This window comes from Wenzhouxiangella sp. XN201 (assembly GCF_011008905.1).
In the GTDB taxonomy this organism is placed as follows: domain Bacteria; phylum Pseudomonadota; class Gammaproteobacteria; order Xanthomonadales; family Wenzhouxiangellaceae; genus Wenzhouxiangella.
Genome location: NZ_JAAIVI010000022.1, coordinates 176,858 through 199,621, shown reverse-complemented (window position 1 = coordinate 199,621; position 22,764 = coordinate 176,858). Strand labels below are relative to the sequence as shown.

The window sequence follows — 22,764 nt, the reverse complement described above, 5'->3', positions numbered from 1 at the left end:
ACCGTCATGTTTACCGGAATCATCCAGACCGTGGGTACGGTCAGTCGGATCACGCCCTCGCAAGCAGGCAGCCGGCTGCGCATCGATTGCCCCTTGCTCGAGCCATCGCGTTGGCAGGAAGGTGACAGCGTGGCGGTTGCCGGCTGCTGCCTGACCGCCCTGGCCCTCGACGCGCAGGGCTTCAGCGCCGATCTGTCGGCCGAGACGCTCGAGCGCACCAGCCTGGGCGCGCTCGAGTCGGGCGATCCGGTCAACCTCGAACCGGCCCTGGCCGTCGGTGACCGCCTCGGCGGACATCTGGTCAGTGGCCACATCGACGGATTGGCCGAAGTGGTGTCGATCCACCCCTCGGGGGAGAGCCGCATCGCTCGCTTGAGGGTGCCGGAGACGCTGGCGCGATTCATCGCCGAGAAGGGCTCGGTCACGCTCGACGGCGTCAGCCTGACCGTCAATGCCGTCGACGGCCTCGAATTCGAGGTCAACCTGATTCCCCACACCCTGGCCGTGACCACCCTCGGGCGGCTCGCGCGCGGCGCCCGCGTCAATCTCGAGGTTGATCAGCTGGCGCGATACATCGAACGGCTGCTAGGAGCAAGCCAATGAGTTTTGATTCAATCGAATCCATCATCGACGACATCGGCAAGGGCCGAATGGTCGTCATGCTCGACGACGAAGACCGCGAGAACGAGGGCGACCTGATCATGGCTGCCCCGCTGGTCCGGCCCGAAGACATCAATTTCATGGCGCGTTACGGCCGCGGCCTGATTTGCCTGTCGCTCACCCGCGAGCGCTGCCGGCAGCTCGGCCTGCAATTGATGGTGCGCGATACCGATCGTCACCACCAGACCAACTTCACCGTCTCGATCGAGGCGGCTACCGGCGTAACCACCGGCATATCGGCCTACGATCGCGCCCATACCGTCCGTACGGCGGTGGCACCGGATGCGCGCCCGGACGATCTGACCCAGCCCGGTCACGTCTTTCCCCTCATGGCCCAGCCCGGCGGGGTGCTGGCACGCGCCGGCCATACCGAGGCGAGCATGGACCTGGCCCTGCTGGCCGGCCTGGAGCCGTCCGGTGTACTGGTCGAGATTCTCAACGAAGACGGCACCATGGCGCGCCGGCCCGAGTTGGAGGAATTCGTCCGGATGCACGAGCTGAAGATGGGCAGCGTCGCCGACCTGATCCGCTACCGCATGAGCACCGAACAGAACGTCGAGTGCGTGCATGCCCAGACCGTGGGAACGGCGCACGGTCCGTTCGAGCTCAAGGTCTTCCGTGATCGCATCACTGCGCGCCTGCACTGGGCCCTGATTCGCGGCGAGATCGAGCCCGATGCGCCTTTCCCCGTGCGTGTGCACGTACCCGAATTGCTCGGCGATGTGCTGGCCCTGACCGACCCCGGCTTCGGCATGCCGCTGAATGCGGTTCTGGCCGATATTGCCCGGCGCGGCCGGGGCCTGGCCCTGGTCCTGGGCTATGATGAAGATGACGAGGAACGGCTCGCCGGCCTCAAGGGCGGCGGAACCGGTCCGCAAGCCGGTGAGCGCGACCAGGCTGCGCGTGAGTTGCGAAGCTACGGTGTTGCGGCGCAGATCATCGCCGAGCTGGGCATTCGTCGCATGCAGGTCTTCGGCGCGCCCAAGCGCCTGCATGCGCTCGACGGTTTCGGGCTGGAAATCACCGACTACGTCGTTCCCGAGGAAGAGGGCTGAACAACGTCATGAATGATCCGCATCCCGCCAGCGACAACACGCGCATTGCCATCGCTGTGGCCCGGTTCAATCCCGAAATCACCGACCGGCTGCTGGCCGGGTGCCGCCAGGCGCTGCTCGATGCCGGGCTGGGCGAAGATCACATCGAAGTCCACCCCGTGCCGGGCGCCTGGGAACTGCCGCTGGCCTGCCGGGAAATGGCCGACAGCGGCCGTTTCGACGGCGTCATCGCCCTCGGTGCCGTAGTCCGTGGCGAAACGGCGCATTTCGACTTCATTTCCGCCGAGTGTGCGCGTGGCCTGCAGCAGACCCAACTCGACACCGGCGTGCCGGTGGGCTTTGGCGTGCTCACGCCCGAGAATGGTGAGCAGGCGATCGAGCGTGCCGATCCGCAGCGCAAGAACAAGGGGCGCGAGGCCGCACTGGCCGTGCTCGACATGATCGATTTCAAGCGTCGGGTCGCATCGTGAGCCGGCGCCGGACCGTCAGCCCGTTCGAGCCTCGTCGCCGCGCTCGCCGGCGCGCATTGCAGGCGCTCTACCAATGGCAGATCAACGATGACTCGGCCGCGGCGATCATCGAGCAGTTCCGCGAAGAGCAGAGCTTCGACGGTGTCGACTCGAGTTACTTCGAGACCCTGGTGCGCGAAGTGGTGGCCAACCGCGATGCACTCGACGAAGCGCTCGCGCCGCACGTGGTGCGGGTCGACGCCAGCCTCGATCAGATGGAGCGCGCGATCCTGAGGCTGGGTGCCTGCGAACTGATCCATCACCCCGAAACCCCCTACCGCGTGATCATCGACGAAGCCCTGGAGCTGGCGCATCGCTTCGGTGCCGAGAAGGCGCATACCTTCGTCAATGGCGTGCTCGATCGCCTGTCGCGCGAAACGCGTGCGAGCGAGCGCGAAGCCGTCGACGGTGATGGCTGAGTTCGAGCTGATCGAGCGCATTCGCCGGCGTGTGCCGGCCGCTTCCGGGGTCGTGGTGGGCATCGGCGACGATGCCGCCGTGCTTGCGCCCACGCCCGGTCACGAACTGGTCGCGACCACCGATTCGCTGGTGCTCGGACGTCATTTCACGCCCGACTGGCCCCCGGCCGACATCGGCTACCTGGCCGCCCAGGCCAATTTGAGCGATCTTGCCGCCATGGGCGCGACTCCGCGCTGGGCGCTGCTTGCGCTGACCCTGCCGGATGCCGATGCCGACTGGCTGGACGGCTTGCTCGACGGCTTTCTCGAGGCTGCGGCGGAAACCGGGTTGGCGCTGGTTGGCGGCAACCTGGCCCGCGGCCCGCTGAATATCGGCCTGCAACTGCTCGGCGAAGTGCCCGCCGGACAGGCCGTGACCCGACGCGGCGCGCAGGCCGGCGACCGTCTGGTGGTAACCGGCACCCTGGGCGATGCCGCTGCTGCCCTTGAGCTCGGCGGCCATGCACCCACCGCCCTGCGAGAGCGTCTGCATCGGCCGACCGCGCGCGTTCGCGCCGGCTTGGTGTTGGCCGGTATGGCCCGCGCCATGATCGATCTCTCTGACGGCCTGCTGGCCGACCTGGGTCATCTGCTTGGAGAGGGGCAGGGGGCCGACCTGGATCTGGATGCGCTGCCGGTCTCCGACGCGCTGCTCGAGGCGGTCGACGCGCAAGCCGATCGCAGGTGCCTGCAAACCGGCGGCGGCAGCGATTACGAACTGCTGGCGGTGCTGCCCGAGGCGGAAATGGCGAATCTGCCGCGGCTGGCCGCGCAGGCCGGTGTTGCGCTAAGCGATATCGGCTGCGTGACCGACGGCGGGCAAGTGCGCTGCCTCGACGGGCAGGGGCACCCGGTTGCAATCGATTCACCAGGATGGGACCACTTTCATGGCCCTTGATCGACGTACCCAGGACATCGCGCTGGGCACGATCGAGGGCCTGCTGGCCTTCGGCTTCGGCAGCGGCCTGGCGCCGAAGGCACCCGGCACTGCCGGCAGCGTGGTTGCGCTGCTGCCCGCGCTGCTCCTCGTCCAGGTGCCGCTGATCAATGCCTTGATTTTCATCGCTATCGCTTTCCTGGCGGGGATCTGGCTGTGCGGGCGGGTGGGACGAAGGCTCGGCGAGCACGATCACAGCGGCATCGTCTGGGACGAATTTGTCGGCATGTGGCTGGTGCTGGTCTGCATTCCCTTCCACTGGGGCTGGTGGCTGGCCGGATTTGCCTTGTTCCGGCTCTTCGACATCCTCAAGCCCTGGCCGATCGGCTGGCTCGATCGCCGCATTCATGGCGGGCTCGGCGTGATGCTCGACGACCTGCTGGCCGCCGGCTATGCACTGGCGGTGTTGGGGGTTGTTGCTTACGTGATCGGTATGTAGATGCAGCCTGCCCGCGGTGCGGGCTTCGACACGTCAAAAGCGGTCTCGCCCGGCCTGCTTCGCAGGCGCTTTCGGCGAGGCACTTTTTTGTCGCGCCAAAAAAGTGCCCAAAAAACGCGCTTAAAAGATGACGGCCAACGTCTCAGGAACCTCTAAGCGGATTGGCTTCAGAACTCCGGCTGGGGCTTTGCTTAAGCCCGCCTGAGGCACATGCTGGCTTGCGACAAGGCTTGGTGAGGGCCCTGGTCTGGCACCACGACTTCGAAGGGGGCTGCCGACCCTTGACCCTATTCCAACATCCATCGAAGCCGACCTCATCGAGGCCATACCGTTCAGTTGCGGGCAACTCCCCAGCTCTGCTGAGGCCACTATGTTCCGGGAACGAGCCATCGCGAAGGCAGAAGCGGTATCTCCGTTAAGCCCTTAAAGCCATCTGGCCCTGCGGACCAACCGCGTGTTTTAAGCGCGTTTTTTGGTGACTTTTTTCGCGCGGGAAAAAAGTTACTCGCCATCAGCCTGCGAAGCAGGCGGGCGAAACCGCCTTTGACTTGTCGAGGCCTGCACCGCGGGCAGGTGCTCCCGCAACGTGCACCCCGCACAGAGCCGGCAGGCTACGCCACCTGCGAAGCAGCCGCCAGCTCTCAACCGGCCAGTTCGAAAGCCCCGGGAATCCAGCGCAGTTCATCGTCCCGGCCGTCGATTCCGACCACGTCGAAGCGGCAGGCATGTTCCTGCCATTCCGGATGAATCATCAGGAAGTGGCGAGCGGCGCTGATCAGGCGACGCTGCTTACGTTCGTCAATGCTGTCGATGGAGTCGACCCGAGCGCCCGGTCCGCGCAGCCGCACCTCGATGAAGGCCAGCACCTCGGTGTCGGACGGGTTGGGATCGAGCATGACCAGGTCGATCTCCCCGGCGCGGCACTGGTAGTTGCGGCTGACCAGTCGCAGTCCGCGCGCGGCGAGGAAATCCTCCGCCTGCCGCTCGCCGCGATTACCGGTTAGTCGTTTCTCGCTCATCGATCCGGGCCGGTCGGGCGTATCCGCCCCGCAGCTCGATGACCGGCAGGTCGCGCCGGACGATGTGGCCGTCGGGCAGGCTCAGCCGACCCACCATCCCCGGCAGTTCGAGCGTCGGGTCGTCCCGCATCATGGCCAGCCAGGGCAGCAGGGCGATGGCGTCGCGTCCCAGCGCATGCAGGCGCGACAGGGTGGCGTTGTCGAGGCCGTCGTAAAGCGTACCGGCGCGCTCGCGTACGACGCCGGCCGGGGTGAAGTCCAGGAACCAGGGCGGCATGGGTGTCGTGACGCCGTCGAGATCGCGGTCGCGCTCCGGTCGCGGGGCCCCGTCGACGATGTAGGAAGTCGCCATCAGGGTGAGATCGCCGGCATCGAAGAATTCCAGCTGCGGACGCAGCAGTCGACCGTCGTCGGCACGTGCGCCCAGAAAGATCACGTCGATGTCCGTCCGGCGCTGCGCCACGGACTCGACCGAGTCGCCCAGAAGGGATGACATGCGGGCGATGCGCGCTTCCGAGTCATCGACTTCGAGCACTTCCTTGAGCAGAATCGAGTGGTCGGGCAGTTCGGGGTCGTAGATGCGTTCCTCCACCACCCGTCCGCCACCGAGCGAGAAGGTGTCGATGAAGGCGCGGGAAACGCGCTCACCCCAGCTCGAGTACTGCGACAGGACCAGGGCGCGTTTGTGGCCGGTGGCGAGCGCATGAATGGCGGCCAGCTCGGCCTCGCTTTCAGGCGGCAGGGCCAGCGCCATGATTTCTCCACCTGATTCGCTCAACAGTTGCGGGTCGTCGGGTAGGTTGAGCAACAGGGTCGGAATCAGGCCGGCATCCGGCTGGCGTGACAAGGCATCGGCCTGCGCCTGACCCAGCGGCCCGATCAGGAACTCGGTGCCGTTTTCCCGCGCATCGAACCAGGCTGACACGGCATCCTCCGGGGCCTCGCCGATGTAGCGAAATTCGAGTTGCGGTCGACGATCCGGCGTGAGCTGCAGCCAGCCGGCCAACAAGCCCTCGCGCAGGGCCTCCCCGGGGCGATGAAGGGGCGAGCCGGAGTCGGGGAGCAGCACGGTTACGCGCGACGGCAGGGGCCGTGTCTGCCGCCAGGCGGCGATCCACCGGCGTGCTTCGGCAGCCGGATAGTCGACGGCCCTCCAGCGGCTTTCCCAGGAATCCAGCGCCGCACCGAGGGCTTCGTCGTCGAGCAAATGCTCGCGCGCAGTGATGACCAGATCCAGCCAGGGCATCAGCCGGGCCTGGTCGCTCACCTCGTACAGGACACCCTCAAGCTCGGCAAGCGGAAATTCCAGCAGCAGGGCCAGCGCCGTCTCGCCTTCGAAGTCGGGCTCTTCCACGGCCTGCTGCAGGGCATCGAGGGCGTCGCGCACGGGACTCGACTCGAGTTCGAGCAGCAGCGCTTCCAGCTCGGCGTGGCGTTCGCTCAGCGAAGCCGGCAGGCGCTCGGCGGTGCTGGCCAGCAGCCAGCCGGCATTGGCCAGATCGCCGCGGCGCATCGCCAACTCGGCCTGGACCAGGTCGAGACGAATCCGGTCCTCACGCGCGAGGGCCGCCGGGTTGATCCTGGCCACGGTGGCCTCAGCCCGTTCGAAAGCCTGCGCCGCGAGCCAGGCTTCGGCAGCGCGGACGAGAAACATATCGCGCTGTTGTGGCTGCGCTTCGGCGCGTTGTTCGAGTGCCTCGGCGGCGGCGCGGAACTCGCCAGTGTCAAGCAGGCGCTCGATGTTCTCGCCCAGATCGACTTCGACTCCGGGTCGGGTGCCCGGACCGCTCGGGGCGCAGGCAGCGATCACAAGGGCGAGCAGGGCCGTCAGCAGGATTCGCATCATGGGGCGATGATAAACCAACACCGGCATGGATCCTGCCTCATTCAGTTTGCGGTTCAGTCCTCGGAACGGATGGCTTCGATCCGTTGCCAGGCAGTCTGGCGATCCAGACCGGTCAGGCGGGCCAGGACCTTGGCCGCGCGTGAAGGCGGCAGTTCGCGCGCAAGCTCCATCGCCAGAGCATCGATGTTGATGGCCCGCTCCGGATCGTCGCTTCCGGCGACCACCAGCACGGCTTCACCGCGCTGCTGATCGGGGTCGTCGCGAGTCCAGTCCCGCAAGGCCTCCAGGGCGTCGCGACGGACGGTCTCGTGCAGTTTGGTCAGTTCCCGGCACAGAGTCGCCATTCGAGAAGGTCCGAAGACCGCGGCCAGGTCGTCCAGCACCGCGGGCAGATCACGGGCCGGCGCGTAGAAAACCAGTGTCTCGTGGCGTCGGGCCAGCTCGCGCAGATGCTTGCGCCGGGCCGACGCGCGCGCGGGCAGAAAGCCGGCGAACAGGAAGCGGTCGGTGGGCAGGCCGGCGACCGAGAGGGCGGCGGTGGCGGCCGAGGGTCCCGGCACGGTTCGCACCGGAATGCCGGCCGCGTGGGCGGCCGAGACCAGGCGGTATCCGGGGTCGGAAATCAGCGGCGTGCCCGCGTCGCTGATCAGGGCAACGTCCGTACCCGCCGTCAGCTGCTCGATCAGGCCGTCGATCGCCCGCGACTCGTTGTGTTCGTGCAGGCTGACCCACTGCACCGGTTCCCGGCGCTCGGTGAGCAGACGCGAGCTGACCCGCGTGTCCTCGGCGGCAATCACCGCGGTGGATTCCAGCAGCGCACGAGCGCGCGGCGTGAAGTCGTCGAGATTGCCGATCGGTGTGGCGACGACCCAGAGGGTGCCGGGGGCGGAAGTGTCGGTCATGGGAGGATTCTAGAGGGTTTGGGGTCGGGGTTCAGGGTCAGGGTTCAGTTATCATCTCCGCCCATGCACCTGGTATTCCTCGTGGTCCTTTTTGTCGCCGTCATTTTCCTGCCCCAGTGGTGGGTCAAGCGCGTGCTGGCCCGCTATCGCCAGCCTGATGACCGTTACCAGGGCACTGGTGGCGAGCTGGCCCGGCACCTGCTGGAAAGGGCGGGGCTGGAGTCCGTGACCGTGGAGGAAGGGGAGTCGGGGGCAGACCATTACGATCCCCGCGAGCGATGCATTCGCCTCGGGCCCGAGCACTATAGCGGCGCTTCGCTGACGGCGATTACCGTGGCGGCCCACGAAGTGGGGCACGCCATCCAGCATGCCGATGGCTATCGGCCGCTGCTGTGGCGAACCCGCCTGGTCGAGCTGATGCAGCGTTTTCAGCGCATCGGCATGGTGTTGCTCGTGCTCGCGCCGGTGGCCATGCTGGCACTGCGCCTGCCGCGCGCTGGCCTGATCCTGCTCGGGGTGGCCGTGGCTTCGCTCGCTTCCGGCGTGATCGTGCATTTGTTCACCCTGCCGACCGAGCTCGACGCCAGTTTCAGGCGCGCTCTACCAATCCTCGAGAAGGGGGACTATCTCAAGCCAGGAGATCGACGCCCGGCGCGACGAATACTGACTGCTGCCGCTTTTACCTACGTGGCAGGCGCGCTGGTCGGCCTGGTCAACTTCTGGTGGTGGCTGAGATTGCTTGGGCGCTAAGCGCCCTTTGTGCTTTCCAGTTGGCATAATGGCCCACGCGGCGAAGCCGCGCTCCAATGCGTCGGTGTGCCGAACCAGCAAACAAGCCAACCAGCCAACTAGCCAACATTCACTCTTAGATATAATCGCTTCATGACCCGAGCTGCTCTACACCATCCCCAATCCGGCCGCGCTTTCCTGATGATTGTGATCGCCTTGGCCGCCATCGCCAGCGGCATCGTGGTTTCGTCCAAGCTGTTCGATCGCAGCCAGGAGCTGCGTGCCGCGCAGGCCTTTCCGGAAGCCCGGCCGCTGCCGGAATTCGAGCTCGAGACGGCGTCCGGCGAGCCGCTGACGCGTGCGGATCTGGAAGGCAACTGGTCGCTGCTGTTTTTCGGTTTCACCAACTGCCCGGACATTTGTCCGGACACCCTGGCGGTGCTCGATGCGGTGATGGGGGATCTCGACAGGATGGGGCGCGAACACAAGCCACAGGTGGTGTTCGTGTCGGTCGATCCCGAGCGCGATGCCGGCGAGGCCCTGTCCGAGTATGTCGCCTGGTTCAACCCGGATTTCATCGGTGCCACCGGCAGCCCGGACGCGCTCGAGTCGTTCACCCGCCAGCTCGGCGTGGTCTATTACCTGGGTGAACCGGGCGAAGATGGCTATTACTCGGTGGATCATTCGGCCTCGGTCATGATCGTCGACCCGCAGGGGCGTTTGTATGGCCGTTTCGCGCCGCCGTTCGAACGGCAGGCGATCGCCGCAGACCTGTTCGCGCTCGGGCGGTGAGCTCAGTTTCCCTGGCTGCGCGGCTGCGGGTGTGGCCGCAGTATTTGCTGCCCCAGAAGTTGCTGACGGCGCTGGCCTGGAAGCTGTCGACCTGCCGGGCGCGCTGGTTTCACCAACCCTTCATCCGTCTGTTCGTGCGGCTGTTCGGGGTTGATCTTTCCGAGGCCCGGCGCAGCGACATCGCCGACTATGCCTGCTTCGACGATTTTTTTACCCGGACGCTGAAGCCCGAAGCGCGGCCGATCGCGAACGATGCGCGGCTCGTCAGCCCGAGCGACGGCACCATCAGCCAGCTTGGACGCATTGACGGCACGACACTCGTGCAGGCCAAGGGACTGGACTACGAAATCGCCGAACTGCTCGGCTCAAACGAGCGGGCTGGCGCTTTCTCAGAGGGTAGTTTCATCACCATCTATCTTGCGCCCAGGGACTATCACCGCGTCCATGCGCCGATCGCCGGGCAGGTGGTCGAGGAAGTACGCGTTCCCGGGCAGCTATTCAGCGTATCGGCGGCCACGACGCGGGCGGTGCCGAAGCTGTTCGCCCGCAACGAGCGAATGGTGGCGATGATGGAGACCGATCACGGACCGGTGGCTGTGGTGATGGTGGCTGCCATGCTGGTGGCCGGCATCCAGACCGCCTGGGGCGGACCGGCCGACCTGCGGCCCGATCGCCGGGTGCGTGAACGAAGTATCGAATCCTTCCACCTCGATCGTGGCGACGAACTCGGCCGCTTCCACTGGGGCTCGACTGTCATCGTGCTCACGCCGGCAGGCTTCCCCGGCTGGTTGTCGGCGCTGCGTCCCGAAGGGCGCGTGCGCATGGGCCAGGCATTGGTCTGAGGACCAACGACTGGCAAGCGGCATCGGAAACGAACCCCTGTACCAGCATCAGTGTCATAATCGACGCCGAGAGCCGGCCGGACAGTCGCTGTGCCTTCGGGCATGGAGGAAAGTCCGGGCTTCGCAGGGCAGGGTGCCAGGTAACGCCTGGGCGGTCCGCAAGGGCCGACGGAAAGTGCCGCAGAAAACATACCGCCGATGGCCGGCAACGGCACAGGTAAGGGTGAAAAGGTGCGGTAAGAGCGCACCGCGCGACTGGTAACAGTGGTGGCAGGGTAAACCCCACCCGAAGCAAGGCCAAATAGGGGTGCGATGGCGTGGCCCGCGCCGCACCCGGGTAGGCCGCTCGAGGCGGCTGGCGACAGCCGTCCCAGATGAATGACTGTCCACGACAGAACCCGGCTTACAGGCCGGCTCTCACTAAATTCATGTTGGCTGGTTTGCTTGTTCGCTGGTTTGCTGGTTCGGCATCTGCAGGGATTGGAGGGCAGCTACGCTGCGGTATGCCGTAGAAGTCCGATGGCTTGCCTCTGATCGATTGCGGCTTGGCCGCCCCGCACGACGTTCGGTTGCCGAACCAGATAACAAGCCAACCAGCCAACAAGCCAACAACTGACCGAGATGACAACTTCCCGCCTTGAGACCCTAATCCGCCAGGCCGCAGCCCGCATGCAATCAGCGGGAATCTTCTTCGGCCACGGCACCGACAACGCCATCGACGAGGCGTGCTGGGCGGCGTCGCACGTGTTCGGGTTGGCGCCGGATTTTGAGGATGAAGCGCTGGCTCGGGAGGTATCGGAAGAAGATCGCGGGCGTTTCGACGCTCTGATTACCGAACGGATCGAAACGCGCAAGCCGCTGGCCTACCTGATCGGCGAGGCCTGGTTTGCCGGGCTTGCCTTCGAGGTCGACGAGAACGTTCTGGTGCCGCGCTCGCCGCTGGCGGAACTGATCGTGGAAGGATTCGCGCCGTGGATCGAGCCGGATCGGCTACGGCGCGTGCTGGACGTGGGGACGGGGTCGGGCTGCCTGGCGATCGCCACGGCGGTGTACTGGCCCGAAGTGACGGTCGATGCCGTCGACATCAGCCCCGAGGCGCTGGCTCTGGCGCGAGCCAATGCGCAACGCCACGGCGTGGGCGATCGCGTGGAAGCGATCGAATCCGACTTGCTGGATGCCGTATCAGGCAGGCGCTACGACGTCATCCTGGCCAACCCGCCCTACGTGCCGACGGCCTCGATGGCCGAACTGCCCGCGGAATATCGCTGGGAACCGGCCCTGGGCCTGGAAGCCGGCGAGGATGGTCTCGACCTGGTCCGCCGCCTGCTCGACACCGCCGCCGATCATCTCGAAGACGATGGTGTACTGATCGTGGAAGTCGGCGAAGCCGCCGAAGCGCTGGAAAGTCTATTGCTGGAACGCGGTATCGAATTCACCTGGCTGGAATTCGAGCACGGTGGGGACGGCGTGGCTTTGATCGAGGCGAAGGCCTTCGAGGTTTGAAGCCATTGCCGGTGCGGGCGTTGCCGCGACCTACTCCACGGTGACCGATTTGGCCAGGTTCCTCGGCTTGTCGACGTCCGTACCCTTGAGCAGCGCCACGTGATAGGCCAGCAGTTGCAGGGGAATCGTGGCGATGATCGGGCTGGTGTCGTTGTTCATGCCGGGGACTTTCAGATTGGTGGTGCCTTCGCCGTCGTGGATGTCGATATTCTCGGCGATGAAGTTGATCAACTGGCCGCCGCGGGCCCGGACTTCCTCGAGATTGGATCTGAGCTTGCCGAGGAGATGGTCGTCGGGGGCGACGGTGACCACGGGCATGTCTTCATCGACCAGGGCCAGGGGGCCGTGCTTGAGTTCGCCGGCCGGGTAGGCCTCGGCATGGATGTAGCTGATTTCCTTAAGCTTGAGCGCGCCCTCCAGGGCGATCGGGAAATGCGTGCCGCGGCCCAGGAACAGGGCATGGTGTTTGTCGACGAAATCCTCGGCGATGAGCTTGACTTCGTCTTCCAGGTCCAGTGCCTTCTCGATCAGGCCGGGCAGGGCACGTAAGGTGCCGACGGCTTTCTCCTCGGCCGCCTTGCTGAGCCGGCCACGAGCCCGGCCCAGGGCCAGGGCCAGCCAGTAAAGTGCTGCGAGCTGGGTGGTGAAGGCCTTGGTCGAGGCCACGCCGATCTCGATTCCGGCCTGGGTGAGCAGGCGCAGGCCTGATTCGCGCACCAGGGTGGAGCCGGGCATATTGCACAGGGCCAGGGTCTGCAGGTAATTGTTTTCCTTGGCAAATCTGAGTGCGGCCAGGGTGTCCGCCGTCTCCCCGGACTGTGAGATGCCGATGAACAGGGTATTGGGCGGCGCTACCGGTTCGCGGTAGCGGTACTCGCTGGCGACTTCCACGTTGACCGGGATGCCGGCGATCGATTCGATCCAGTAGCGTGCCACCAGCCCGGCGTGGTAGCTGGTGCCGCAGGCGATGATGTGGACGTTCTCGATCCTGGGCAGGATTGCGTTGGCTTCCGGGCCCAGGGATTCGGTCAGGACGCCGTGCGTCCCGAGCTTGTCGGCCAGGGTATTGGCCACGGCCTTGGGCTGCTCGTGGATTTCCTTGAGCATGAAGTGTCGGTAGTCGCCCTTGTTGGCCACCTGGTCATCGTGGGCGTAGCGCTCGGGTTCGCGATTGAGGGTCTTGCCCTTGAGGTCGAACAGCCGTGCTTCCTGCCGGTCGACGCGGGCCAGATCGCCGTTTTCGAGGTGGATGAAGCGGTCGGTCACCTGTAGCAGGGCAAGGGGGTCGGAGGCGATGTAGCTCTCTTCGGTCGACACGCCAATGACCAGGGGCGAGCCCATGCGAGCCAGGTAGAGGGCTTCGGGATCCTTCGGAGTAACGGCGGCCAGGGCGTAGGCGCCTTCCAGTCGGGCCACCGCGCGCGAGAAGGCCTGGGCGAAGTCGTCTTGCTGGTCCATTTCGTGTGCGATGAGGTGCGCGATCACCTCGGTGTCCGTCTCGGAGGCGAACTCGAAACCGGTTGCCTTGAGCTCGCTGCGCAGAGCCTCGTAGTTCTCGATGATGCCGTTGTGCACCACGGCCAGGCGCTGGCCCGAGCGGTGCGGATGGGCGTTGGCTTCGGTCGGCTTGCCATGGGTGGCCCAGCGGGTGTGGGCGATGCCGGTGTGCGATTCCAGCGGGTTGGCGGCCAGCGAGTCGGTCAGCGCTTCGACCTTGCCGACGGTGCGGCGTACCTCGATGGCCGGGCCGTCGATGACCGCCATGCCGGCGGAGTCATAGCCACGATACTCCAGCCGCCTGAGGCCTTCGAGCAGGATGGGCGTGATATTGCGCGCCGAGGTGGCGCCTACGATTCCGCACATAATTCAAACCACCTTCCGGATCGCGCTGGCGGGTAATTCCACCTTTCGTTCGTATTCGAGCAATTTGAGCAGCACCACCACGCGGTCCTTACCGCTTCTCGCCTGGAATATCGCGCGCAGGCCGGCCATGGCGCCGTCGGTGATCTCGACGGTGTCATCGGGCCTGATTTCCATGGCTTCGCTCATGTCGATGGCGCCGAACTGGTCGTGGCGCGTCATCAGGTAGTCGATGAAATCGCCCGGCACCGCCGGTACGCGCTCGCCGAAGCGAACCAGGCCGATCGCGCCGCGGGTGGAGCGAATGGTACTCCAGTCTTCGGCATGTGCGCACAGGTTCACGAACAGGTAGCGGGGAAACATCGGCTGCACGCGTAGGCGCGAGCTGCCGCCCGCGCGGTTGCGAGTCCGAACGCGCGGCAGAAACACCTCGAAACCCTGGTTTTCGAGGTGCGCTTCGGCGCGTCTTTCCTGGCCCGGCTTGCAGAAAACTGCCCGCCAGAGGCGCTCATGTTGCATCTCCATGCCCCGGTCGCTTCGTGTGCCCCCTTTGCCAGCATCAGGATACATCAATCGGCCGGGGCCGTTACAATAGACAGCTTTCCACTTACAGCCTGAAACAGGAATTTCACCATGAAGATTCTGGTCACCCTCAAGCGGGTGGTGGACTACAACGTGCGCGTGCGGGTCAAGAAGGACGGCAGCGGCGTCGAGACCGACGGCGTGAAGATGTCGATCAACCCGTTCGACGAGATCGCGCTGGAAGAGGCATTGCGTATCAAGGAACGCGGCGAGGCCGAGGAAGTGATCGTGGCCTCGATCGGCGGTGACGAGGTGCAACAGCAGCTCCGGACCGGCCTGGCCATGGGTGCCGACCGCGCCATCCAGGTCAGCTCAGACGGCGATGTGCAACCGCTGACCGCCGCGCGCACTTTCCTAAAGCTGGTCGAAAAGGAAGAACCCGGCATCGTCTTCCTGGGCAAGCAGGCGATCGACGACGACTGCAACCAGACCGGCCAGATGCTGGCCGCGCTGTGGGATCGGCCGCAGGCCACGTTTGCTTCAAAAGTCGAACTGGCGGACGGCAAGGCCACGGTGGCGCGCGAAGTCGATGCGGGCCTCGAGACGATCGAAGTCGAGCTGCCGGCGGTGCTGACTTCCGATCTGCGGCTCAATGAACCGCGTTTCGTCAAGTTGCCGGAGATCATGAAGGCCAAGCGCAAGCCGCTCGAGACCTTGTCGCTCGAGGATCTGGGCGTGGAGCGCGCCGGCGGTATCGAAGCGGTCTCCTACGAGCCACCGCCGCAGCGCGGCGGCGGAAAGGTGGTCGAGTCCGTAGACGAACTGGTGTCCGAACTCAAGGCGAAGGGGTTGCTGTAATGTCGAGAATTCTGATCATTGCCGAACACGACGGCGAAACGCTGAGTCCCGCCACGGCCAAGACGCTGACCGGTGCCCTGGGCATGGGTATCGATGATATTGATATCGCGGTATTCGCTGCCGACCCGTCTGCCGTGGCCGAGCAGGCTGCAAAGCTCGACGGGGCCACGCGCGTGTTGTCGATTGCGCATGCCGACTTCGAACACTTCCTGGCCGCCCGCCTGGCTCCGGAAATCAAGGCGCTGGCGGATGGCTATTCCCATATCCTGATGCCGTCGACCACCTACGGCAAGGACGTGCTGCCACGTGCGGCGGCACTGATCGGGGTCAATCAGGTCTCAGACATCCAGGAAGTGATTGACGAGCGCACTTTCAAGCGCCCCATTTACGCGTCCAACGCCATTGTCACGGTCAAGGTCGCCGATGATCAGCCGGTGGTGGCCACCATTCGCACGGCCTCGTTCGCGGCGGCCAGCGAGGGTGGTTCGGCCGAGATCGAGCAGCGCGACCCGCAGGCCGATGATCCCGGCCACACCCGCTGGATCAAGGTCGAAGGTGGCGAGGGCGAGGGACCGGACCTGTCCACCGCAGCGGTGGTTGTCTCCGGCGGCCGTGCCATGGGCTCGGGCGAAGGCTTCGACATCATCTATTCGCTGGCCAAAAAACTGGGCGCAGCCGTGGGCGCCTCGCGCGCGGCAGTCGATGCCGGCTATGTGCCGAACGAACTGCAGGTCGGCCAGACCGGCAAGATCATCGCGCCGGATCTGTATTTCGCCATCGGCATCTCCGGCGCCATCCAGCATCTGACCGGCATCAAGGACGCTGGCACCATCGTCGCCATCAACAAGGACCCGGAAGCCCCGATTTTCGAAGTGGCGGATCTCGGGTTGGTCGGGGATTTGTTCGAGATTGTGCCGGAGTTGGAAAAAGCTATCGGTTAAAGAGCCTCCGCGGAGCCTTGCGGGCCCGCGTGGTGCCCCGGCTTGCGGTGGGGCCGAAGATTTAGGATTCAGGTCCGGGTTTCAGGCAATTCAACCTCGCTTGCGGTATGCTCAAACGGTCGGCGTGGCGGCCGGGGGTGGGCGGCTGGTGTCTGGAGGGGAGCCAGGTGGTTCGGTTTTTCGTGCACTTGCTTGCTGTCTGCGGCCTGGTCGGTTCGATCACCGCTTGCATGTCGGTGCACGCACTGGCCCCGGACAAGGCCTTTCATCAGTATGTCCGCGACACCTGGAGCATCGAGGAGGGCTTGCCGCAGATTTCGGTGATGGCCGTCGTGCAGGGTCCGGACGGCTATATCTGGGCCGGCACCCAGGCCGGTGTGGCCCGCTTCGATGGCGTGCGCTTCGTCAATTTCGATCCCGGCACTTCTCCGCACATGCCGGGCATGTTCATTCAGACCCTTTATGTCGATTCCCGTGATCGGATCTGGGCCGGTACCTACAAGGGAGCCGCCGTCTTTCGTGACGGCGAGTTCCACGGTGTTGACGACGGTTTCGGGCGCGAGATCGATGTCTTTCAGTTTGCCGAGACAGCAGACGGCGAACTGCTGATGGCCGCCGATCGCGGCCTGTTCCGGCTCGCCGGTGATGCCTTCGTGCAGTTTGCAGGCGATCCGGACGATCGCCTGCTGTCGGTCTACCAGCACCGCGGTACGGTCTATGCCGGCGGCTTCGGTGTGATTCACATCAACACGGGCGAAAGCTGGCGGCGTACGACGCTGCCCGACGCGCTGTCGAATGCGCTGGTCACCGATTTCGAAGCCCATGACGGGACCATCTGGGCGGCGACCACGCGCGGATTGCTGTGGCTCGATGACGGGCAGTGGACACCCTTCGTCGTGCCGGGCCGGCTCGAGGATGCGGTGATCGAAACCGTTTACGCCGATCGCGACGGCAACTTCTGGATCGGTGCGGCTGGTTTCCTGTTTCGGTTGCAGGGCCGGGAACTGGTCGAGACGATCGCCGATGACTCGCCTGCTTCTCACGGCAGTGTCCTCGACATCACCGAAGACCATGAAGGCAATCTGTGGTTGGGCTCGCGCTGGGATGGTCTGGCCCGACTCTGGAACGGCTGGGTCTTTCGTTACGACCGGCCCGAGGGGCTTCACAACAGCCTGGTCTGGTCGGTGGCCCGCGATGCCGCGGGCGACGTATGGACCGGGACCATGGACGGGCTGGCGGTGTTTCGCGACGGGCGCTTCACGCAGCTGACCCGCGGCAACGAGCAACCGCACCCGCATGCCTACACCCTCTTGCCCGAGGAAGACCGGGTATGGGTCGGTACGCGGACGGGCCTGTTCTGGTGGAACCGGGAACTGCAACGGATCGACAAACCGGCCGGCTTTGCACCCCTGGACAGTGCCCAGGTCAATGGCATCATCCGGCGGCGCGATGGCAGCTACTGGATTGCTTCGACCGAAGGCGTCTTTCGCTGGGACGGCACCCGTATGGAGCGAGCCGCGGCCCGCGGAGATCTCGGCGGTCAGGACATTCGCTTGCTCGGCGAGACGGGCGATGGCACGCTGCTGGCCGGCACCCGCCGGGGGCTCATTCGCTGGGGTGCGGGAGATCGCTTCTACCAGGTGCCGGGCGCGGCCGAGCAGCAGGATGTGACTGCCCTGCTCGAATTGAGCGATGGCCGCCTCGTGCTCGGTACGCTCAATGAGCGTCTGTTCATCGGCAGGGGCGATCAATGGCATGAGCTTGGCATCGAGGATGGTTTGCCCGTCAACAGCCCCTTCGCCCTGGCCGAGCATGAAGGCACGCTCTGGGTTGCCGGCATACGGGGCATCCATGAGCTGTCGTTGGCGGCTGTCGATCGCTATCTCGCCGGCGAGATCGATTCGCTGCCCGGGCGCATGGTGTTGCACGAACGCGGCGACGTACCGGGCGCGCAAAAGGGCTATTGCTGCAATGGTGCGGGCAATGCCAAGGGGTTCATGCACGACGGCGAGTTCTGGCTGCCCACACGCGGCGGCATTGTTCACCTCGTCCCTGAGCGGATTCGGCGCAATGAGGCCGCACCACGGGTGCGTATCGATCGCTTCAGGAACAGCGAGGGCTGGCACGCTTTGTCATCCGGCGATCTGCAGGTCTTTTCGTCCGGCGAGCGTGATCTGGCCTTCGGTTTCGCGGTGTTGAGCTTTCAGGATGCCACCGGCGTCACGGCCGAGTATCGGCTACGCGGGTTCCGTGAGCAATGGCAAAGACTGGACGAGCCCATGCGGCGGGAAGTCATCTACACCAATCTGCCCGCCGGCGAGTTCACGCTGCAGGTCCGCGCCACCAACAATGCCGGTGTCTGGAATACGGCGCCGGCTGAATTGTCCTTCCGGATCGAGCCACGGTTCTGGGAAACGACCTGGTTTCGGGTGGTCTCGCTGTTTGCTGTCCTGCTGCTGATCTGGCTGTTATTCAACTATCGCCTGCGTAATATGCAGCATCAGCAACGGGCGCTGGAACAAACAGTTTCGGAACGGACTGATGAGCTTCGGGTCGCCAACGAACACTTGCGCGACTACAGTGCTCGCCTGGAGACGGCCAGCCTGACCGATCCGCTGACCCGATTGTGGAATCGCCGCTACCTGGGCAATCAGTTGGTGGCCGACCTGGCCTACTTCCATCGCCAACTGTCGCGCCCGTCGATGCACGGCCACGCGATGGTGTTTGCGCTGATCGATATCGACTTCTTCAAACAGGTCAATGACCGCCACGGCCACACCGCCGGCGATGAGGTGCTCGATCAGTTCGCCAGGCTGCTCGAAGACCTGACTCGAACCGGCGATTACGTGGTGCGCTGGGGTGGCGAGGAATTCCTGATCGTGTTTCGACCCTTGCCCGAACGCGAGATTCCGCGCCTGTGCGCCCGCATCGTCGACGGTGTGCGTGAGAAACCCTTTGCCCTTGCCAGCGGTGAAACCTTGAAGATGACCTGCTCGGTCGGCGTCTGTGCCTATCCGCCGTTTCGCGATAAGCCGGGCGCCTTTGACTGGGAACAGACGATTGCGCTGGCCGACAAGGCGCTTTACCACATCAAGCGCGACAGTCGCGACAACTGGTGCTGGATCCGCCCGACCTCGCGTGTGGAACCGGCCACGCTATCGCAGCGACTGACTGTCGAAATCGGGGACCTGCTTGCAGCCGGCGAGATCGAAATCGATACCGGCTAGGGCTACGCCGATCCGTAGCCGCCGCCGCCCGGCGTCTGCAATACCAGCATATCCCCCGCTTTGACTTCGATGCGGTCGGTGCCGGCGAGATCCTGTCGGCCATCGGCGGCCTTTTCGATCCAGGCCTTGCCGAGCGCGCCGTCACCGCCGCCTTCGATTCCCGACGGTGCAATCTTTCTGGAGTTGGCCAGGATGGCGACGGTCATCGGCTCGAGAAAGCGGATGCGGCGTTCGGCGCCGTGGCCGCCGTGCCATTTTCCCTGGCCGCCGGAGTCGGGGCGGATGCCGAAGGATTCGAGCCGGACCGGGAAGCGCGTCTCGAGGATCTCGGGGTCCGTGAGGCGCGAGTTGGTCATGTGCACGTGCACGGCGTCGGCGCCGTTGAAGCCGTCGCCAGCGCCCGCACCGCCGCAGAGCGTCTCGTAGTGCTGGTAGCGGTCGTTGCCGAAGGTGAGGTTGTTCATCGTCCCCTGGCTGTTGGCGAGTACGCCCATGGCGGCCAGCAGGGCGTCGACCACGACCTGGCTGGTCTCGACATTGCCTGCGACCACCGCGGCCGGATGGACGGGCGAGAGCAGGCTGCCGTCGGGAATGACCAGGTTGATCGGTTTCATACAGCCGTCGTTGAGGGGGATGTCGTCAGCGACGAGCGTGCGTAGGACGTAGAGCACGGCCGCCCGGGTGACGGCGCGCGGGGCGTTGAAGTTATCGCCGGTCTGATCGCTTGTGCCGGTGAAATCGATCGTTGCCCGGCGGGCGGCCTGGTCGACGCTGACGTGGACTTCGATCCGGGCGTCGTTGTCCATGTGCTTGACCCAGTGGCCGTCGTCGAGTTTCGACAGGGCGCGTGCGACCTGTTCGCCGGCATTGTCCTGAACGTGGTGCATGTAGGCGCGTACGGTATTCAGCCCGAACTGTTCGATCATGCGATCGACTTCCTGAAGGCCGCGCTGGTTGGCCGCGATCTGGGCGTGCAGGTCGCTGAAGTTCTGTTCGAGGTTGCGCACGGGATGGTCGCCGCCCGTGAATACGGCTTCGAGTTCTTCACGGCATAGGTCGCCGCCCCGGACGGCGCGCATCGGGCCGATCAACACGCCTTCGTCGTGGATGGTCTTGCTGTCGGGCGGCATGGAGCCCGGGGTGATGCCGCCGACGTCGGCGTGATGGGCGCGGCTGGCGGTGTAGAACAGGATCTCGCCATCGTCGTCGAAGCAGGGGCTGACCACTGTCAAGTCGGGCAGGTGGGTGCCGCCGTGATACGGGTCGTTGAGCAGGAAGACATCGCCCGGGGTCATGTCATGGGCGAACTCGTCGATGACCGCGCGCACGCTCTCGCCCATCGAGCCCAGATGAACGGGCATGTGCGGTGCGTTGGACACCAGCCGACCGGCCTCGTCGAACAGGGCGCAGGAGAAGTCCAGCCGTTCCTTGATGTTGGCCGACCAGGCGGTCTGCTGCAGGGTCGCGCCCATGTGTTCGGCAATCGACATGAACAGGTTGTTGAAGACTTCCAGCAAGACCGGGTCGGCTTCGGTGTCGGCTTGGAGGGCGCGCTTTGACTCGCGGCGCTCGAGCAGCAGGTGGCCATGGCGGTTGATCGCGGCGCGCCAGCCTGGCTCGAGCACGACCGTGGAATTGGCCTCGATGACGAGGGCCGGACCGTCGATGGCCTGGTCGACCGCCAGTTCATCCCTTCGATACACCGGGGTGTCCGGTAGGCGACGGCCGTCCATAAAGGTCTCGACGCGGTCGGCCGGTTCGGCCTGCGGCCGGTCGGAGTCGATCTCCGTTTCGGCCTCGAGCGCGGGGCTGTGGCCGATCGCCTCGACCAGGCCGGCCTCGACCACCAGGTCGCGTTCTTCCATGGCGAAGCCGAACTGCTGGCGGTGAGCCTCGGTGAAGGCGCGGCTCATTTCAGCCAATGACCCGAAGGGCACGGGCAGGCTGGTGTCGGTGCCGCTGTAGCGCACGCGGCAGGTGCGCTCGACTTCGATTGCCGCGTCGGTGAAGTCCTGCTGATGCAGTTCGGCGACGGCCTCTTCGGCGTGTTGTGCGAAGGCCGACTCCAGTTTGTCGATCAGTGACTCGTCGAGAGGCGCGTTGGCGGCGAATTCGCGGTGGGCGGTGACGTCGGCCAGGCCCATGCCGTAGGCCGAGAGCACGCCGGCGTGCGGATGGATCAGCACAGTCTCGATGCCCAGCTCGTCGGCCACCAGGCAAGCGTGCTGGCCGCCGGCGCCGCCGAAGCAGTTGAGGGCGTAGCGGGTCACGTCGTGGCCGCGTCGCACCGAGACCTTCTTGATGGCGTTGGCCATGTTGGACACGGCGATGCGCAGGTATCCTTCGGCCACTTCGACCGGCTTGCGTGTGTCGCCGGTGGCCTCGCGGATTTCGCGGCACAGTTCGTCGAAGTGCTCGCGCACGATCTCGGCATCCAGCGCCTGGTCGGCGTCGGGGCCGAAGGTGCGGGGGAAGAAATCCGGCTGCAGCTTGCCGAGCATGACATTGCAGTCGGTGACCGTCAGCGGGCCCCCTTTTCGATAGCAGGCCGGGCCGGGATCAGCGCCGGCCGAGCCCGGGCCGACGCGGTAACGCGATCCGTCGAAGTGCAGCTTCGAGCCGCCGCCGGCGGCTACCGTGTGAATTTCGAGCATGGGCACGCGCAATCGAACGCCGGCGATGACCGTCTCGAGGCTGCGCTCGAATTCGCCGCTGTAGTGCGAGACATCGGTCGATGTGCCGCCCATGTCGAAGCCGATGACGCGCTCCAGGCCGGCCATGGCTGCGGTGCGCACGCTGCCGACGATGCCGCCGGCCGGACCCGACAGGATGGCGTCCTTGCCGGCGAAGCTGGCCGCATCCGTCAGGCCGCCGTCGGACTTCATGAACTGCAGGCGCACGTTGCCCAGATGGGCGGCCACGCGATCGGCGTAGCGCTTGAGCACTGGCGAGAGGTAGGCGTCGACCACGGTGGTGTCGCCGCGGCCGATGAAGCGGATCAGGGGGCTGACCCGGTGCGAGAGGCTGACCTGCTCGAAGCCCAGTTCTTCGGCGATGTCGCCGATGCGTTTTTCGTGGTCGGGGTATCGGTAGCCGTGCATCAGGATCACGGCCAGGGCACGGATGTCCTTATCGCGCAGGCTTTCCAGTTGTTCGCGCACCCGGTCTTCGTCGAGGGTTTGCAGGACATCGCCCTCGGCGTCGACGCGTTCCTCGATTTCGACGATCTCGTCGCAGAGCTGCTCGGGTCGGCGAATGTCCAGGGCGAAGATATCCGGCCGGCTCTGGTGGCCGATCCTGAGCGCATCACGAAAGCCGCGCGTGGTGACCAGGGCCGTCGCCTCGCCCTTGCGCTCGAGCAGGGCGTTGGTCGCCACGGTTGTGCCCATGCGCACGTGCTCCATGTGCGCGTCCGGGATGGCCTCGTCCACACCCAGTTCCAGCATGCGCCGGACGCCCTCGATGGCGGCGTCGTCGTAGTGGTCGGGGTTCTCCGACAACAGCTTCGTGGCGCGCAGTTCTCCGTCGGGCGTGCGGGCAATCACATCGGTGAAGGTGCCGCCGCGGTCGATCCAGAAGCGCCACCTTCGTTGTGGGTCGGCTTTGATTGGTGAAAGGGGTTCGGACATGGGGGAGACTTTAGCAGGGGACTGGTTGGCTGGTTG

General features: G+C 65.4%; 19 protein-coding genes and 1 other RNA gene. 14 read left to right on the top strand and 6 right to left on the bottom strand.

The window, feature by feature from the left end; genetic code table 11:
• Positions 1-6 precede the first annotated feature (6 nt).
• From G4Y73_RS13700 to G4Y73_RS13675, 6 genes are read left to right on the top strand one after another with little or no spacing between them, the layout of a single operon-like run.
• The gene (locus tag G4Y73_RS13700; RefSeq protein ID WP_164232380.1) at positions 7-603 is read left to right on the top strand and encodes a riboflavin synthase; all 597 of its coding nucleotides are present in this window, start codon (positions 7-9) and stop codon (positions 601-603) included.
• Positions 600-1,715, top strand: coding sequence for a 3,4-dihydroxy-2-butanone-4-phosphate synthase (gene ribB, locus G4Y73_RS13695; protein WP_164232379.1), 1,116 nt, complete (start codon positions 600-602; stop codon positions 1,713-1,715). Before G4Y73_RS13700 ends, ribB begins: the two co-directional genes overlap by 4 nt.
• A gap of 8 nt (positions 1,716-1,723) precedes the next feature.
• Positions 1,724-2,185, top strand: a complete 462-nt coding sequence (ribH, locus tag G4Y73_RS13690) for a 6,7-dimethyl-8-ribityllumazine synthase (protein ID WP_164232378.1) — start codon at positions 1,724-1,726, stop codon at positions 2,183-2,185.
• Positions 2,182-2,643: a transcription antitermination factor NusB gene (gene nusB, locus G4Y73_RS13685; RefSeq protein WP_164232377.1), complete on the top strand. Its 462-nt coding sequence runs from the start codon at positions 2,182-2,184 to the stop codon at positions 2,641-2,643. Before ribH ends, nusB begins: the two co-directional genes overlap by 4 nt.
• Positions 2,636-3,580 carry a thiamine-phosphate kinase gene (thiL, locus tag G4Y73_RS13680; protein ID WP_164232433.1) on the top strand — a complete coding sequence of 315 codons (945 nt, stop codon included), beginning with the start codon at positions 2,636-2,638 and terminating at the stop codon, positions 3,578-3,580. Before nusB ends, thiL begins: the two co-directional genes overlap by 8 nt.
• A complete protein-coding gene (locus G4Y73_RS13675; RefSeq protein WP_164232376.1) occupies positions 3,570-4,058 on the top strand; it encodes a phosphatidylglycerophosphatase A in 489 nt (162 codons plus the stop codon). The genes thiL and G4Y73_RS13675 overlap by 11 nt, the downstream gene beginning before the upstream one ends.
• A 641-nt stretch (positions 4,059-4,699) precedes the next feature.
• On the opposite strand, the gene G4Y73_RS13670 is transcribed toward G4Y73_RS13675, so the two are convergent.
• From G4Y73_RS13670 to rsmI, 3 genes are read right to left on the bottom strand one after another with little or no spacing between them, the layout of a single operon-like run.
• Positions 4,700-5,077: a YraN family protein gene (locus G4Y73_RS13670; protein WP_164232375.1), complete on the bottom strand. Its 378-nt coding sequence runs from the start codon at positions 5,075-5,077 to the stop codon at positions 4,700-4,702.
• Positions 5,052-6,923 (bottom strand): penicillin-binding protein activator, encoded by a 1,872-nt coding sequence (locus G4Y73_RS13665; protein ID WP_164232374.1) that lies wholly within the window; start codon positions 6,921-6,923, stop codon positions 5,052-5,054. The genes G4Y73_RS13670 and G4Y73_RS13665 overlap by 26 nt, the downstream gene beginning before the upstream one ends.
• A 53-nt stretch (positions 6,924-6,976) precedes the next feature.
• Positions 6,977-7,825, bottom strand: coding sequence for a 16S rRNA (cytidine(1402)-2'-O)-methyltransferase (rsmI, locus tag G4Y73_RS13660; protein ID WP_164232373.1), 849 nt, complete (start codon positions 7,823-7,825; stop codon positions 6,977-6,979).
• Positions 7,826-7,888: 63 nt separating this feature from the next.
• Between rsmI and G4Y73_RS13655 the strand changes: the two genes are divergently transcribed.
• The 5 genes from G4Y73_RS13655 (at position 7,889) to prmB (ending at position 11,691) form a co-directional block, all read left to right on the top strand.
• Positions 7,889-8,575, top strand: coding sequence for a zinc metallopeptidase (locus G4Y73_RS13655; RefSeq protein WP_164232372.1), 687 nt, complete (start codon positions 7,889-7,891; stop codon positions 8,573-8,575).
• Positions 8,576-8,707: 132 nt separating this feature from the next.
• The gene (locus G4Y73_RS13650) at positions 8,708-9,346 is read left to right on the top strand and encodes an SCO family protein (protein WP_164232371.1); all 639 of its coding nucleotides are present in this window, start codon (positions 8,708-8,710) and stop codon (positions 9,344-9,346) included.
• Complete coding sequence (asd, locus tag G4Y73_RS13645) at positions 9,343-10,188, top strand: archaetidylserine decarboxylase (protein WP_346426861.1); 846 nt, start codon at positions 9,343-9,345, stop codon at positions 10,186-10,188. Before G4Y73_RS13650 ends, asd begins: the two co-directional genes overlap by 4 nt.
• Positions 10,189-10,257: 69 nt before the next feature.
• An RNA gene (rnpB, locus tag G4Y73_RS13640) (RNase P RNA component class A) lies at positions 10,258-10,610 on the top strand.
• 199 nt (positions 10,611-10,809) lie between these two features.
• Entirely contained in the window at positions 10,810-11,691 is an 882-nt protein-coding gene (prmB, locus tag G4Y73_RS13635) for a 50S ribosomal protein L3 N(5)-glutamine methyltransferase (RefSeq protein WP_164232370.1), read from the top strand.
• A 30-nt stretch (positions 11,692-11,721) separates the two neighbouring features.
• Here prmB and glmS read toward each other — a convergent pair whose 3' ends face one another.
• The gene (gene glmS, locus G4Y73_RS13630) at positions 11,722-13,554 is read right to left on the bottom strand and encodes a glutamine--fructose-6-phosphate transaminase (isomerizing) (protein WP_164232369.1); all 1,833 of its coding nucleotides are present in this window, start codon (positions 13,552-13,554) and stop codon (positions 11,722-11,724) included.
• Positions 13,555-13,557: 3 nt separating this feature from the next.
• On the bottom strand, positions 13,558-14,076 hold the full coding sequence (locus G4Y73_RS13625; protein WP_240451367.1) for a transcription termination/antitermination NusG family protein: 519 nt from the start codon (positions 14,074-14,076) through the stop codon (positions 13,558-13,560).
• 108 nt (positions 14,077-14,184) lie between these two features.
• Between G4Y73_RS13625 and G4Y73_RS13620 the strand changes: the two genes are divergently transcribed.
• The 3 genes from G4Y73_RS13620 (at position 14,185) to G4Y73_RS14310 (ending at position 19,099) form a co-directional block, all read left to right on the top strand.
• Positions 14,185-14,931, top strand: a complete 747-nt coding sequence (locus G4Y73_RS13620; RefSeq protein ID WP_164232368.1) for an electron transfer flavoprotein subunit beta/FixA family protein — start codon at positions 14,185-14,187, stop codon at positions 14,929-14,931.
• Complete coding sequence (locus G4Y73_RS13615) at positions 14,931-15,872, top strand: FAD-binding protein (protein WP_164232367.1); 942 nt, start codon at positions 14,931-14,933, stop codon at positions 15,870-15,872. The genes G4Y73_RS13620 and G4Y73_RS13615 overlap by 1 nt, the downstream gene beginning before the upstream one ends.
• Positions 15,873-16,039: 167 nt before the next feature.
• Positions 16,040-19,099, top strand: a complete 3,060-nt coding sequence (locus G4Y73_RS14310; protein ID WP_164232366.1) for a ligand-binding sensor domain-containing diguanylate cyclase — start codon at positions 16,040-16,042, stop codon at positions 19,097-19,099.
• A 2-nt stretch (positions 19,100-19,101) separates the two neighbouring features.
• On the opposite strand, the gene G4Y73_RS13605 is transcribed toward G4Y73_RS14310, so the two are convergent.
• The gene (locus G4Y73_RS13605; protein WP_164232365.1) at positions 19,102-22,728 is read right to left on the bottom strand and encodes a hydantoinase B/oxoprolinase family protein; all 3,627 of its coding nucleotides are present in this window, start codon (positions 22,726-22,728) and stop codon (positions 19,102-19,104) included.
• Between the last annotated feature and the right edge of the window lie 36 nt (positions 22,729-22,764).